Origin of the sequence: Priestia sp. JSM ZJ58, from assembly GCF_044383985.1 — a bacterium.
Classification (GTDB): domain Bacteria; phylum Bacillota; class Bacilli; order Bacillales; family Bacillaceae_H; genus Priestia; species Priestia zanthoxyli.
Genome location: NZ_JBISEM010000006.1, coordinates 20,411 through 34,705, shown reverse-complemented (window position 1 = coordinate 34,705; position 14,295 = coordinate 20,411). Strand labels below are relative to the sequence as shown.

The window sequence follows — 14,295 nt, the reverse complement described above, 5'->3', positions numbered from 1 at the left end:
TAAAAGGGAGGTAGGCTCCTTGCTAGATGTAAATAACTTTGAGTATATGAAAATCGGTCTAGCTTCGCCAGATAAAATTCGTTCTTGGTCGTACGGTGAGGTAAAAAAACCTGAAACGATCAACTATCGTACGTTAAAACCTGAAAAAGACGGCTTATTCTGTGAGCGTATTTTTGGTCCACAAAAGGACTGGGAATGTCACTGCGGAAAATATAAGCGCGTTCGTTATAAAGGTGTTGTATGTGATCGTTGTGGCGTAGAAGTTACGCGCGCAAAAGTTCGTCGTGAACGCATGGGTCACATCGAACTAGCTGCACCTGTTTCACATATTTGGTACTTCAAAGGTATTCCTAGCCGCATGGGACTTGTCTTAGACATGTCCCCTCGTGCGCTAGAGGAAATCATTTATTTTGCTTCTTATGTAGTAACAGATGCTGGTGATACACCACTTGAAAAGAAACAGCTTTTATCAGAGAAAGAATACCGTGCGTATCGTGAGAAGTACGGACAAACTTTCCATGCAGCAATGGGTGCTGAAGCTGTTAAAAAATTATTGCATGACATCGATCTTGATAAAGAAGTAGATGCTTTGAAAGAAGAATTGAAAACTGCTCAAGGTCAACGTCGTACACGTGCTATTAAACGTTTAGAGGTACTAGAGGCTTTCCGTCATTCTGGTAACGAACCTTCTTGGATGATTTTAGACGTTCTACCGGTTATTCCGCCAGAACTTCGTCCAATGGTTCAATTAGATGGTGGACGCTTTGCTACGTCTGATCTAAATGATTTATATCGCCGTGTAATTAACCGTAACAACCGCTTAAAGCGTTTATTAGACCTTGGAGCTCCTAGCATTATCGTTCAAAACGAAAAGCGTATGCTTCAAGAAGCTGTAGATGCATTAATCGATAATGGTCGTCGTGGCCGTCCGGTAACAGGACCAGGTAACCGTCCATTAAAATCTCTTTCTCACATGTTAAAAGGTAAGCAAGGTCGCTTCCGTCAAAACTTATTAGGTAAACGTGTTGACTACTCTGGCCGTTCGGTAATCGTTGTAGGTCCGAACTTAAAGATGTATCAATGTGGTCTTCCAAAAGAAATGGCGTTAGAGCTTTTCAAACCTTTCGTAATGAAAGAGCTTGTTGAACGCGGTTTAGCTCATAACATCAAGAGTGCAAAACGTAAAATTGAACGTGTGCAACCTGAAGTATGGGACGTATTAGAATCGGTTATTAAAGAGCATCCAGTTCTTTTAAACCGTGCACCAACGCTACACAGACTAGGTATTCAAGCATTTGAACCTACGCTTGTAGAAGGTCGCGCTATTCGTCTTCATCCGCTTGTATGTACAGCATATAACGCTGACTTTGACGGTGACCAAATGGCGGTTCACGTTCCATTATCTGCGGAAGCACAAGCAGAAGCACGTATCTTAATGCTTGCTGCTCAAAATATCTTGAACCCTAAAGATGGTAAACCAGTTGTTACACCTTCACAGGATATGGTATTAGGTAACTACTACTTAACGCTTGAGCGTGAAGAGGCAGTTGGAGAAGGCATGGTGTTCAAGGATACAAATGAAGCACTATTAGCGTACCAAAACGGTTATGTGCATCTTCATACACGTGTAGGTGTGTATGCAGGTTCTTTAAACAACGAAACGTTTACAGAAGCACAAAATCAACAGTTGCTTGTTACAACGGTTGGTAAATTAGTTTTCAACGAAATTTTACCAAAGTCGTTCCCATACATTAACGAACCAACAAGAGAAAACTTAGAAGTGAAAACTCCTGAGAAGTACTTTGTTGAAAAAGGTGCAGATGTGAAGGAATTCATCAAGAATCAACCGGCTATCGCACCGTTTAAGAAAAAAATCTTAGGTAATATTATCGCTGAAGTATTTAAACGTTTCAAAATTACTGAGACTTCTAAAATGCTTGACCGTATGAAAGACCTAGGTTTCAAATATTCTACTAAAGCTGGTATTACAGTTGGTGTAGCTGATATCGTGGTTTTAGGAGAAAAAGAAGTTATCTTAACAGAAGCGCAAGCTAAAGTAGATAACGTACTAAAACAATTCCGTCGCGGTTTAATTACTGAAGATGAGCGTTATGAGCGTGTTATCTCTGTATGGAGTAGCGCGAAAGACGTTATCCAAGGTAAATTAATGGCGTCATTAGACAAACGCAACCCAATCTTCATGATGAGTGACTCTGGTGCCCGTGGTAACGCATCTAACTTCACTCAGCTTGCAGGTATGCGTGGACTAATGGCCAACCCGTCCGGTCGTATCATTGAGTTACCAATCAAATCTAGTTTCCGTGAAGGTTTAACAGTATTAGAGTACTTTATCTCTACCCATGGTGCACGTAAAGGTCTTGCCGATACGGCTCTTAAAACAGCTGACTCAGGTTACCTTACTCGTCGTCTGGTTGACGTAGCACAAGACGTTATCGTACGTGATGACGACTGTGGTACAGACCGCGGTATTCTGGCTGTTGCAATCAAAGAAGGAACAGAAGAAATTGAGAAACTTGATGAGCGTCTAATTGGACGTTATGCAAGAAAAACACTACTTCACCCAGGAACAAACGAAGTGTTAGTGAAAGAAAACGAACTAATTACAGAAGACCTAGCTGAAACAATTGTGGATGCTGGTGTTGAAGAAGTATGGATTCGTTCTGCATTCACATGTAACACTCGCCACGGTGTATGTAAAAAATGTTACGGTCGTAACCTTGCAACTGGTTCAGAAGTTGAAGTGGGTGAGGCAGTTGGTATCATCGCTGCTCAATCTATCGGTGAGCCAGGTACACAGTTAACGATGCGTACATTCCATACAGGTGGGGTTGCTGGAGACGATATCACTCAAGGTTTACCGCGTATCCAAGAGATTTTCGAAGCGCGTAACCCTAAAGGTCAAGCCGTTATCTCTGAAATTGAAGGTACAATTGCCGGCATTTCTGAAGGACGCGATCGTCAGCACGAAATTACTGTTCAAGGAGAGATTGAAACTCGTTCTTACACAGCTCCGTACAGTGCACGCCTGAAAGTTATTGAAGGACAGCGCATTGCACGTGGTCAAGAATTAACGGAAGGTTCAATTGATCCTAAAGAATTACTAAAAGTAAAAGACATCACGGCTGTACAAGAGTACTTGCTTCGTGAGGTGCAAAAAGTATACCGTATGCAAGGGGTAGAAATTGGAGATAAACACGTAGAGGTAATGGTTCGCCAAATGCTTCGTAAAGTGCGTGTAATGGATTCAGGAGATACAGATGTATTACCAGGTTCATTACTTGATATTCACCAATTCACTGATGCAAATGAAAAAGTATTACTTGAAGGCAATCGTCCAGCGACAGGCCGTCCTGTATTACTTGGTATTACAAAAGCATCTCTTGAAACTGATTCCTTCTTATCTGCTGCGTCATTCCAAGAAACAACGCGTGTTCTTACGGATGCTGCAATCAAAGGAAAACGTGATGAGTTGCTTGGACTTAAAGAGAATGTTATCATTGGTAAGCTAGTTCCGGCTGGTACAGGTATGACGAGATATCGTAATGCTGAACCGATCAAAAACCAAGCTGAAGAAACGGTAACAATCGACTAATTATAAAATCATTACTCTAGAATGGATGTTTTTTTAAAAAACTACGAAACGTTAGTTGACATCCATTCTAGGGAATGATACTATATCAAAGGTGCTCCTATAAACTACCTGTTACTTTGGAGGATATGATAATGTCTTATGAAAAAGTATTACAGGCTGATCATATTATTGTAGGAACAAAGCAGACGGTGAAAGCATTAAAAAAAGGTACAGTAAAGGAAGTCATCATTGCTGAAGACGCTGATTTTTATGTCACATCCATTGTGGCAAAAACGGCACAGCAAGAAAACGTTCCGTATACGTATGTCCCTTCTATGCGAAAGCTTGGTCAAGCTTGTAGGATAGAAGTTAACGCTGCAACTGTTGCAATTATTAGTTAACACGTTTTTGAACTTTTAGTTTCAAAGACTTTGTTTTTTGCTAAAAAATGAACCACCTGGATGTGTGGTCTTACAAAAGGCGAAAGGAGGAAAAATTAAATGCCTACTATTAACCAATTAATCCGTAATGGTCGTGTGAGTAAAGGTAAAAAATCTGACTCACCTGCTTTAAACAGAGGTTACAACAGCTTCAAGAAAGCTCAAACTAACCAATCTTCTCCACAAAAACGTGGTGTATGTACACGTGTGGGTACTATGACACCGAAGAAACCGAACTCGGCTCTTCGTAAATATGCTCGTGTACGTTTAACAAACGGTATCGAGGTAACAGCTTATATCCCAGGTATTGGTCACAACTTACAAGAACACAGCGTGGTACTTATCCGCGGTGGACGTGTAAAAGATTTACCAGGGGTACGTTACCATATCGTACGTGGTGCACTTGATACTGCTGGTGTGGATGGCCGTATGCAAGGTCGTTCTAAATATGGTACTAAGCGACCAAAAGCAGCTAAAAAATAATAGCTTAACAATTAATAGATAAACTTTTAAAAGTGAAAGGAGGAAGTAGAATGCCACGTAAGGGACCTGTTGCAAAAAGAGACGTATTACCAGATCCGATTTACAATTCTAAGCTTGTATCTCGCTTAATCAACAAAATGATGCTTGATGGAAAGCGCGGTAAGTCACAAGCTATTCTTTATAGAGCATTCGATTTAGTACAAGAGCGCAGTGGTAAAGAAGCTATGGAAGTATTCGACCAAGCTCTTAAAAACATCATGCCTGTACTAGAAGTTAGAGCACGCCGTGTAGGGGGTTCTAACTACCAAGTTCCTGTAGAAGTACGTCCAGAGCGTCGTACTACTTTAGGTCTTCGTTGGTTAGTAAACTATGCTCGTCTTCGTGGAGAAAAAACGATGGAAGAGCGTTTAGCTAACGAAATCCTTGACGCAGCTAACAACACTGGTGCTGCAGTTAAGAAACGTGAAGATACTCACAAAATGGCAGAAGCTAATAAAGCATTTGCTCATTACCGTTGGTAATCTTTTAACGAAACTTTTAAAAAAACAAATTATAATATGGAAGGAGAAATACCTAAGATGGCAAGAGAGTTCTCCTTAGAAAACACTCGTAATATTGGGATCATGGCTCACATTGATGCTGGTAAAACAACAACAACTGAGCGTGTTCTTTATTATACTGGCCGTATCCATAAAATTGGTGAAACTCATGAAGGAGCTTCACAAATGGACTGGATGGAGCAAGAGCAAGAACGTGGTATCACTATCACGTCTGCTGCGACAACTGCTTCTTGGAAAGGTCACCGCGTTAACATCATCGATACTCCTGGACACGTAGACTTCACTGTTGAAGTTGAGCGTTCATTACGTGTACTTGATGGCGCTGTGGCAGTTCTTGATGCTCAATCTGGTGTTGAGCCTCAAACAGAAACAGTATGGCGTCAAGCGACTACGTACGGTGTTCCCCGTGTCGTATTCGTTAACAAAATGGACAAAATTGGTGCTGACTTCTTGTACTCTGTAAAAACGATCCACGATCGTTTAGGTGCAAATGCTCACCCAATTCAGTTGCCAATCGGTGCTGAAGATGACTTCGAAGCAATCATTGACCTTGTGGAAATGAAAGCATACTTCTACGAAGATGACTTAGGTACTCGTTCAGAATCTCGTGAAATTCCTGAGGAATACAAAGAGCAAGCTGAAGAATACCGTGCAAGCCTAGTAGAAGCTGTTGCAGAACTTGACGAAGAATTAATGATGAAGTACTTAGACGAAGGCGAGCTTACAGTTGAAGAACTAAAAGCTGGTATCCGTAAAGGTACTTGTGACGTTGAATTCTACCCAGTTATCTGTGGTTCAGCATTCAAAAACAAAGGTGTACAATTAATGCTAGATGCGGTAATTGATTACCTACCATCTCCAGTTGATGTACCAGCAATCCAAGGTATCGTACCTGACACAGAAGAAGAAGTTACGCGTGAGTCTAGCGACAACGCTCCTTTCTCAGCATTAGCGTTCAAAGTTATGACGGACCCTTATGTTGGTAAATTAACGTTCTTCCGTGTGTACTCTGGTGTACTAAGCTCTGGTTCATACATCAAAAACTCTACAAAAGGTAAGCGTGAGCGTGTAGGTCGTATCCTACAAATGCATGCTAACTCTCGTGAAGAGATTTCTGAAGTATACGCTGGAGATATCGCGGCAGCTGTAGGATTAAAAGATACTTCTACTGGTGATACTCTATGTGACGAAAAGAGTCTTGTAATTCTTGAGTCTATGGAATTCCCAGAGCCAGTTATCTCTTTATCTGTTGAGCCAAAATCAAAAGCTGACCAAGATAAAATGACGACAGCTCTTCAAAAGTTACAAGAAGAAGATCCAACTTTCCGTGCGGAAACTAATACAGAGACTGGTCAAATCATCATCTCTGGTATGGGTGAGCTTCACCTTGATATCATCGTTGACCGTATGCGTCGCGAATTCAAAGTAGAAGCAAACGTTGGTGCTCCTCAAGTAGCTTACCGTGAAACTTTCCGCGCTGGTGCGAAAGTTGAAGGTAAATTCGCTCGTCAATCTGGTGGTCGTGGACAATTCGGTCACGTTTGGATTGAGTTCGAACCTAACGAAGAAGGAAAAGGCTTTGAATTTGAGAACAAAATCGTTGGTGGTGTAGTTCCACGTGAATACATCCCTGCAGTTCAAGCTGGTCTTGAAGATGCATTACAAAACGGTGTTCTTGCTGGTTATCCATTAATCGATATCAAAGCTGCTTTAGTTGATGGATCTTACCATGACGTTGACTCAAGTGAGATGGCGTTTAAAATTGCCGCTTCTATGGCTCTTAAAAACGCAGTATCAAAATGTAACCCAGCTATCCTTGAACCAATGATGAAGGTTGAAGTTGTTATCCCTGACGAATACTTAGGAGATATCATGGGTGACGTTACGTCTCGTCGTGGACGTGTAGAAGGTATGGAAGCACGCGGTAACGCTCAAGTTGTACGTGCATTCGTTCCACTTTCTGAAATGTTTGGTTATGCAACTGCATTACGTTCAAACACTCAAGGTCGCGGAACATATTCTATGCACTTCGATCACTACGAAGAAGTTCCTAAATCAATTTCAGAAGAAATTATTAAAAAAAATAAAGGTGAATAATTGATTTTCACTCTTTATTGAAGTATAACTACTTATGTACGCTGTGAAAGTGGAGCTCATTCCCTTTCACGGCCTCATAAAACATAAACTACATGAATTTTAAGGAGGATTTTCGAATGGCTAAGGAAAAATTCGACCGTTCAAAAACACATGCCAATATCGGTACAATTGGTCACGTTGACCATGGTAAAACAACTTTAACAGCTGCTATCACTACTGTTCTTGCTAAGAAAAGTGGTAAAGGTGCAGCAATGGCTTATGACATGATCGACGCTGCTCCAGAAGAGCGCGAGCGTGGAATCACAATCTCAACTGCACACGTTGAGTATGAAACTGACACTCGTCACTATGCACACGTTGACTGCCCAGGACATGCTGACTATGTTAAAAACATGATCACTGGTGCTGCTCAAATGGATGGCGGTATCTTAGTAGTATCTGCTGCTGATGGTCCAATGCCACAAACTCGTGAGCACATCCTTCTTTCTCGTCAAGTAGGTGTACCTTACCTAGTTGTATTCTTAAACAAATGTGACATGGTAGACGACGAAGAGCTACTTGAATTAGTAGAAATGGAAGTACGTGACCTTCTTTCTGAATACGACTTCCCTGGTGACGATGTACCAGTAATCAAAGGTTCTGCTCTTAAAGCTCTTGAAGGCGAAGCTGATTGGGAAGCTAAAATCATCGAGCTTATGGACGCTGTTGATGAGTACATCCCAACTCCAGAACGTGACACTGAAAAACCATTCATGATGCCAGTTGAGGACGTATTCTCAATCACTGGTCGTGGTACAGTTGCTACAGGTCGTGTAGAGCGTGGACAAGTTAAAGTTGGTGACGTTATCGACATCATCGGTTTAACTGAAGAGCCAAAATCTACTACTGTAACAGGTGTAGAAATGTTCCGTAAGCTTCTTGACTATGCTGAAGCTGGCGACAACATCGGTGCTTTACTTCGTGGTGTAGCACGTGAAGAAATCCAACGTGGACAAGTATTAGCTAAACCAGGCTCAATCACTCCACACACTAAATTTACTGCTGAAGTATACGTTCTTTCTAAAGACGAAGGTGGACGTCACACTCCATTCTTCACAAACTACCGTCCACAGTTCTACTTCCGTACAACTGATGTAACTGGTATTTGTAACTTACCTGAAGGCGTAGAAATGGTAATGCCTGGCGACAACATCGAAATGACTGTTGAACTTATCGCTCCAATCGCGATTGAAGAAGGTACTAAATTCTCAATCCGTGAAGGTGGACGTACAGTAGGCGCTGGCGTTGTAGCTAAAATCAGCGAGTAATTTCTCGTTTCAGTAAAGGGAGTAGGGTAACCTACTCCTTTTTTATTTGGTGATAAAAGGTAAAGATAGTTTTTACTATTACACTTGCAAAATGATCTCCTTTTATATATAATGAAAAAAGTGTGCGACACATAAAAAAGTTTTTTAACTTTATTGTTGCAATATGAACCCATTTTTAGTATAATAAAAATGTTGGTCTTTGACTGCGATGATGCGGAAGGTTGCCGACACACCCGGCCGCTTTGCCATGGCGAGTGTGGGGAAATTTCCGCGGAGAATGTCTATTGTAAAATAGGCGAAAAAGGAGGGAAAATAATGGCAAAAGAAAAAATTCGCATTCGTTTAAAAGCATATGATCACAGAATTCTTGATCAATCTGCTGAGAAAATCGTAGAAACTGCAAAACGTTCTGGTGCGGCTGTATCTGGTCCGATTCCATTACCGACTGAAAAATCAATTTATACAATTCTACGTGCAGTACACAAATATAAAGATTCTCGTGAGCAGTTCGAAATGCGCACGCATAAACGCTTAATTGATATCGTGAATCCAACACCACAAACTGTTGATTCATTAATGCGTTTAGACTTACCATCTGGTGTAGATATCGAAATTAAACTTTAATTTAAAATAAAGAATGAAAAGATACTTAGGAGGTGTGACTAATGGCCAAAGGAATCTTAGGAAGAAAGATCGGTATGACTCAAGTATTTGCTGAAAATGGTGACTTGATCCCAGTAACAGTAATTGAAGCTTCTGCTAACGTAGTTCTTCAAGTTAAAAACGCTGAGACAGACGGTTACGAAGCAATCCAATTAGGTTTCGAAGATATCCGTGAAAAACTATCTAACAAACCTGCAAAAGGACATGCTACTAAAGCTAATACTGCTCCTAAGCGCTTCATCCGTGAGTTACGCGGTGTGGACGCTTCAGCATATGAGGTTGGTCAAGAAGTCAAGGTTGATATTTTCGCAGAAGGCGATGTAATTGATGTAACAGGAATCTCAAAAGGTAAAGGTTTCCAAGGTGCTATTAAACGCCACGGACAATCTCGCGGACCTATGTCTCATGGTTCTCGCTACCACCGTCGCCCAGGTTCAATGGGTCCTGTAGCTCCAAACCGCGTATTTAAAGGTAAATTATTACCAGGACGCATGGGTGGAGAGCGCATCACTGTGCAAAACTTATCAATCGTTAAAGTTGACGCAGAACGCAATCTTTTATTAGTAAAAGGTAACGTGCCAGGAGCTAGAAAATCTCTAGTTACTGTTAAATCTGCAGTTAAATCTAAATAATAATTCTTCGAGAAAGGAGGAATAACCAATGCCAAAAGTAGCATTGTTTAACCAAAACGGTGAAAACGTTGGAGAGATCGAACTTCAAGATGCCGTTTTCGGTATCGAACCAAACAACAAAGTACTTTTCGACGCGATCGTAATGCAACGCGCATCTCAACGTCAAGGTACTTCTAAAGTTAAAAATCGTTCTGAAGTAAGAGGCGGTGGCCGTAAGCCATGGCGTCAAAAAGGTACTGGTCGTGCTCGTCAAGGATCTATCCGTTCTCCACAATGGCGTGGTGGTGGCGTAGTATTTGGTCCAGTTCCAAGAAGCTATAGCTACAAATTACCTAAAAAAGTTCGTCGTTTAGCAATTAAGTCTGCATTATCAACTAAAGCTCAAGATAACAGCATCGTTGTTCTTGAAGCTCTTTCTTTTGACGCTCCAAAAACAAAAGAAATGGTAGCAGTTCTTAAAAACCTAACAGTAGAACGCAAAGCATTAGTAGTAACTGCTGATCTTAACGAAAATGTTGCACTTTCAGCACGTAATATTCCTGGTGTAACAGTTGTTGCAGCTAATGGTTTAAGCGTATTAGACGTTATGAACCATGATAAGCTTGTAATCACTAAAGACGCAGTTGAAAAAGTAGAGGAGGTGCTTGCATAATGAAAGATCCTCGTGATATTATTAAGCGCCCCGTAATTACAGAACGTTCAACAGACTTAATGGCTGAGAAAAAATATACGTTTGATGTTGATGTAAAAGCTAATAAAACTGAGGTTAAAGATGCTATCGAAAAAATCTTTGACGTAAAAGTTGAAAAAGTAAACATCATGAACTACAAAGGTAAATTCAAGCGTGTAGGTCGCTACAGTGGTCTTACTAACCGTCGTCGTAAAGCGGTAGTAACACTAACTCAAGAGAGCAACGAAATCGAATTCTTCGAAGCTTAAGATTACTAGAGAAGGAGGGAAATTGAGATGGCGATTAAAAAGTATAAACCAACCTCAAATGGTCGTCGTGGTATGTCAGTTTCTGATTTCGCTGAAATTACTACTGACAAACCAGAAAAATCGTTACTTGCACCTGTCAAGAGAAAAGGTGGTCGTAACAACCAAGGTAAATTGACTGTTCGTCACCAAGGTGGTGGGCACAAGCGTCAATACCGTATCATCGATTTTAAACGCGATAAAGATGGAATACCTGGACGCGTTGCTACAATCGAATATGATCCAAACCGTTCAGCTAACATCGCATTAATTCATTATGCTGATGGTGAAAAACGTTACATCCTTGCTCCTAAAAACCTAAAAGTAGGTTTAGAAGTTATGTCAGGTCCTGAAGCTGACATTAAAGTAGGTAACGCGCTTCCTTTAGCTAACATCCCTGTTGGTACAGTAGTACACAACATCGAATTGAAACCTGGTAAAGGTGGACAATTAGTTCGTTCTGCAGGTACATCTGCTCAAGTACTTGGTAAAGAAGGTAAATACGTATTAGTACGTTTAACTTCTGGTGAAGTACGCATGATCCTTGCAACTTGTCGTGCAACTGTAGGTCAAGTTGGTAACGAACAACACGAGTTAATCAACATCGGTAAAGCCGGTCGTTCTCGTTGGTTAGGTATTCGTCCAACTGTACGTGGTTCTGTAATGAACCCTAACGATCACCCACACGGTGGTGGTGAAGGACGTTCTCCAATCGGACGTAAGTCTCCAATGAGTCCATGGGGTAAACCAACACTTGGTTACAAAACTCGTAAGAAGAAAAACAAATCCGATAAATTTATCGTTCGTCGTCGTAAAAAATAACGGGATTGAGCTACGGTTCAAACGAACCGTAGGACAATCACGAAGGGAGGTTCATTTATGGGTCGCAGCTTAAAGAAAGGACCTTTTGTAGATGACCATTTAATCAACAAAATTGAGAAGTTAAACGAAACTGACAGCAAGCAAGTAGTAAAAACTTGGTCTCGTCGTTCAACTATCTTCCCTCAGTTCATTGGTCATACAATTGCTGTATATGACGGTCGTAAACATGTACCAGTTTATGTTACTGAAGACATGGTAGGTCACAAACTTGGTGAATTCGCACCATCTCGTACTTACAAAGGTCACGCAAGTGATGATAAGAAAACAAGACGCTAATATGAGAGGAGGCTTTTAAATGCAAGCTAAAGCTGTCGCGAGAACAGTACGTATTGCTCCTCGTAAAGTTCGTTTAGTTGTAGATTTAATTCGAGGTAAGCAAGTGGGTGAAGCGCTAGCAGTGCTACTTCACACGCCAAAGGCTGCTTCTCCAGTCGTTGAGAAAGTATTAAAATCTGCTATTGCCAATGCAGAACACAATTATGAAATGGACGCTAACAATTTAGTTATTACTGACGCTTTTGTTAACGAAGGTCCAACTTTAAAACGTTTCCGTCCACGCGCTATGGGACGTGCAAGCCAAATTAACAAGCGCACAAGCCACATCACAATCGTGGTATCAGAAAAGAAGGAGGGATAATTCATGGGTCAAAAGGTAAATCCGGTCGGTCTTCGCGTCGGTGTCATCCGTGATTGGGAATCAAGATGGTTCGCTGGCAAAGACTACGCTGACTTATTACATGAAGACTTAAAAGTACGTGAATATATCGCTAAACGTTTAAACGATGCAGCTGTTTCTAAAGTTGAAATCGAACGCGCTGCTAACCGCTTAAACGTAACGATCCACACTGCAAAACCTGGTATGGTAATTGGTAAAGGTGGTACTGAAGTAGAATCACTTCGTAAAGCTCTTAACCAATTAACAGGCAAGCGTGTACACATTAACATCCTTGAAATTAAACGAGCAGATTTAGATGCTAAACTAGTAGCTGAAAACATCGCTCGCCAACTTGAGAACCGTGTATCATTCCGTCGTGCTCAAAAGCAAGCTATCCAACGTAGTATGCGTGCTGGCGCACAAGGTATCAAAACAATGGTATCTGGTCGTTTAGGCGGAGCTGATATTGCTCGTTCTGAATATTACAGTGAAGGTACAGTTCCACTTCATACACTTCGCGCTGATATTGACTATGCTCACGCTGAAGCAGATACTACTTATGGTAAACTTGGTGTGAAAGTATGGATCTATCGTGGAGAGGTTCTTCCTACTAAAAAGAAAACTGAGGAAGGAGGAAAATAATTATGTTATTACCAAAACGCGTTAAATATCGTCGCGAACATCGCGGAAAAATGCGTGGACGCGCTAAAGGTGGTACGGAAGTACATTTCGGTGAATTCGGTTTACAAGCTACTGAAGCTTCTTGGATTACAAACCGTCAAATCGAAGCTGCTCGTATCGCAATGACTCGTTACATGAAACGTGGCGGTAAAGTATGGATTAAAATTTTCCCTTCTAAACCTTATACTGCTAAGCCTCTAGAAGTCCGAATGGGTTCTGGTAAAGGTGCTCCTGAAGGTTGGGTAGCAGTTGTTAAACCTGGAAAAGTAATGTTTGAAATTTCAGGTGTATCTGAAGAGGTTGCACGTGAAGCTTTACGTTTAGCTGCACACAAGCTACCTGTAAAATGTAAGTTTGTAAAACGTGAAGAAATTGGTGGTGATTCTAATGAAAGCTAATGAAATTCGTGACCTTACCACTGCTGAAATTGAACAAAAAGTTAAGGCTTTAAAAGAAGAGTTGTTTAACCTTCGTTTCCAATTAGCGACTGGACAATTAGAGAATACTACTCGTATTCGCGAAGTGCGCAAATCGATCGCTCGTATGAAAACTGTAGTTCGTGAAAGAGAGATTGCTGCTAATAAATAATTAAGTCTGAGAGGAGGCTTTCAGAATGAGTGAACGCAACCAACGTAAAGTTTACACTGGCCGCGTAGTTTCTGACAAAATGGATAAGACTGTTACTGTTCTTGTTGAAACTTACAAAAAGCATTCGCTTTATGGCAAGCGTGTAAAATACTCAAAGAAATTCAAAGCTCACGATGAAAACAATACAGCTCAACTAGGCGATATCGTGAAGATCATGGAAACTCGTCCGTTATCAGCTACTAAACGTTTCCGTCTAGTAGAAGTTGTAGAAAAAGCTGTTATCATCTAATAGTTAAGATAGATCGGATAAGAATGATTCATCCGAAGGGAGGTTTCGTACATGATTCAACAAGAATCTCGTTTAAAAGTTGCAGACAACTCTGGTGCACGTGAGGTACTTACTATTAAAGTACTTGGTGGTTCAGGTCGTAAGACAGCAAACATTGGTGATGTTATCGTTTGTACGGTGAAACAAGCAACACCAGGAGGCGTTGTTAAAAAAGGTGACGTTGTTAAAGCTGTTGTTGTACGTACAAAAAGTGGTGTTCGCCGTACTGACGGTTCTTACATCCGTTTCGACGAAAATGCTTGCGTAATCATCCGTGACGACAAAGGACCACGTGGTACTCGTATCTTCGGACCAGTTGCTCGTGAATTACGTGATAACAACTTCATGAAGATCGTATCATTGGCTCCAGAAGTTATCTAATTGATATATAGAACAAATACAAAATGCCTTT

At 41.0% G+C, this 14,295-nt stretch carries 18 protein-coding genes; all 18 read left to right on the top strand.

Annotated features, from left to right (window positions below):
• The first annotated feature begins 19 nt into the window (after positions 1–19).
• Positions 20–3,613, top strand: coding sequence for a DNA-directed RNA polymerase subunit beta' (rpoC, locus tag ACH6EI_RS25825; RefSeq protein ID WP_013081369.1), 3,594 nt, complete (start codon positions 20–22; stop codon positions 3,611–3,613).
• A 131-nt stretch (positions 3,614–3,744) separates the two neighbouring features.
• The gene (locus ACH6EI_RS25820) at positions 3,745–3,993 is read left to right on the top strand and encodes a 50S ribosomal protein L7ae-like protein (protein ID WP_013054921.1); all 249 of its coding nucleotides are present in this window, start codon (positions 3,745–3,747) and stop codon (positions 3,991–3,993) included.
• 99 nt (positions 3,994–4,092) lie between these two features.
• Positions 4,093–4,515, top strand: a complete 423-nt coding sequence (rpsL, locus tag ACH6EI_RS25815) for a 30S ribosomal protein S12 (protein ID WP_013054922.1) — start codon at positions 4,093–4,095, stop codon at positions 4,513–4,515.
• 50 nt (positions 4,516–4,565) lie between these two features.
• A complete protein-coding gene (gene rpsG / locus ACH6EI_RS25810; RefSeq protein WP_013054923.1) occupies positions 4,566–5,036 on the top strand; it encodes a 30S ribosomal protein S7 in 471 nt (156 codons plus the stop codon).
• A 57-nt stretch (positions 5,037–5,093) separates the two neighbouring features.
• Entirely contained in the window at positions 5,094–7,172 is a 2,079-nt protein-coding gene (gene fusA / locus ACH6EI_RS25805) for an elongation factor G (protein ID WP_028412663.1), read from the top strand.
• Positions 7,173–7,288: 116 nt separating this feature from the next.
• On the top strand, positions 7,289–8,479 hold the full coding sequence (gene tuf, locus ACH6EI_RS25800) for an elongation factor Tu (RefSeq protein ID WP_013081371.1): 1,191 nt from the start codon (positions 7,289–7,291) through the stop codon (positions 8,477–8,479).
• 315 nt (positions 8,480–8,794) lie between these two features.
• A complete protein-coding gene (rpsJ, locus tag ACH6EI_RS25795) occupies positions 8,795–9,103 on the top strand; it encodes a 30S ribosomal protein S10 (protein ID WP_013054926.1) in 309 nt (102 codons plus the stop codon).
• A 41-nt stretch (positions 9,104–9,144) separates the two neighbouring features.
• Positions 9,145–9,774 (top strand): 50S ribosomal protein L3, encoded by a 630-nt coding sequence (gene rplC, locus ACH6EI_RS25790; RefSeq protein WP_013054927.1) that lies wholly within the window; start codon positions 9,145–9,147, stop codon positions 9,772–9,774.
• Between the two features lie 28 nt (positions 9,775–9,802).
• Positions 9,803–10,426 carry a 50S ribosomal protein L4 gene (gene rplD, locus ACH6EI_RS25785; RefSeq protein WP_013081372.1) on the top strand — a complete coding sequence of 208 codons (624 nt, stop codon included), beginning with the start codon at positions 9,803–9,805 and terminating at the stop codon, positions 10,424–10,426.
• Positions 10,426–10,713, top strand: a complete 288-nt coding sequence (gene rplW / locus ACH6EI_RS25780; protein WP_028412664.1) for a 50S ribosomal protein L23 — start codon at positions 10,426–10,428, stop codon at positions 10,711–10,713. The genes rplD and rplW overlap by 1 nt, the downstream gene beginning before the upstream one ends.
• A 27-nt stretch (positions 10,714–10,740) precedes the next feature.
• Positions 10,741–11,571, top strand: coding sequence for a 50S ribosomal protein L2 (gene rplB, locus ACH6EI_RS25775; RefSeq protein WP_013081374.1), 831 nt, complete (start codon positions 10,741–10,743; stop codon positions 11,569–11,571).
• A gap of 57 nt (positions 11,572–11,628) precedes the next feature.
• Positions 11,629–11,907, top strand: a complete 279-nt coding sequence (rpsS, locus tag ACH6EI_RS25770) for a 30S ribosomal protein S19 (protein WP_013054931.1) — start codon at positions 11,629–11,631, stop codon at positions 11,905–11,907.
• A 19-nt stretch (positions 11,908–11,926) separates the two neighbouring features.
• Positions 11,927–12,268: a 50S ribosomal protein L22 gene (gene rplV / locus ACH6EI_RS25765; RefSeq protein ID WP_013054932.1), complete on the top strand. Its 342-nt coding sequence runs from the start codon at positions 11,927–11,929 to the stop codon at positions 12,266–12,268.
• Between the two features lie 3 nt (positions 12,269–12,271).
• Positions 12,272–12,928, top strand: coding sequence for a 30S ribosomal protein S3 (rpsC, locus tag ACH6EI_RS25760; protein WP_013054933.1), 657 nt, complete (start codon positions 12,272–12,274; stop codon positions 12,926–12,928).
• Positions 12,929–12,930: 2 nt separating this feature from the next.
• Positions 12,931–13,365, top strand: coding sequence for a 50S ribosomal protein L16 (rplP, locus tag ACH6EI_RS25755; RefSeq protein WP_013054934.1), 435 nt, complete (start codon positions 12,931–12,933; stop codon positions 13,363–13,365).
• Entirely contained in the window at positions 13,355–13,555 is a 201-nt protein-coding gene (gene rpmC / locus ACH6EI_RS25750; RefSeq protein WP_013054935.1) for a 50S ribosomal protein L29, read from the top strand. The genes rplP and rpmC overlap by 11 nt, the downstream gene beginning before the upstream one ends.
• Positions 13,556–13,580: 25 nt before the next feature.
• Positions 13,581–13,844: a 30S ribosomal protein S17 gene (gene rpsQ, locus ACH6EI_RS25745; protein ID WP_013054936.1), complete on the top strand. Its 264-nt coding sequence runs from the start codon at positions 13,581–13,583 to the stop codon at positions 13,842–13,844.
• 51 nt (positions 13,845–13,895) lie between these two features.
• Positions 13,896–14,264 carry a 50S ribosomal protein L14 gene (rplN, locus tag ACH6EI_RS25740; protein ID WP_013054937.1) on the top strand — a complete coding sequence of 123 codons (369 nt, stop codon included), beginning with the start codon at positions 13,896–13,898 and terminating at the stop codon, positions 14,262–14,264.
• The last annotated feature ends 31 nt before the right edge of the window (positions 14,265–14,295 follow it).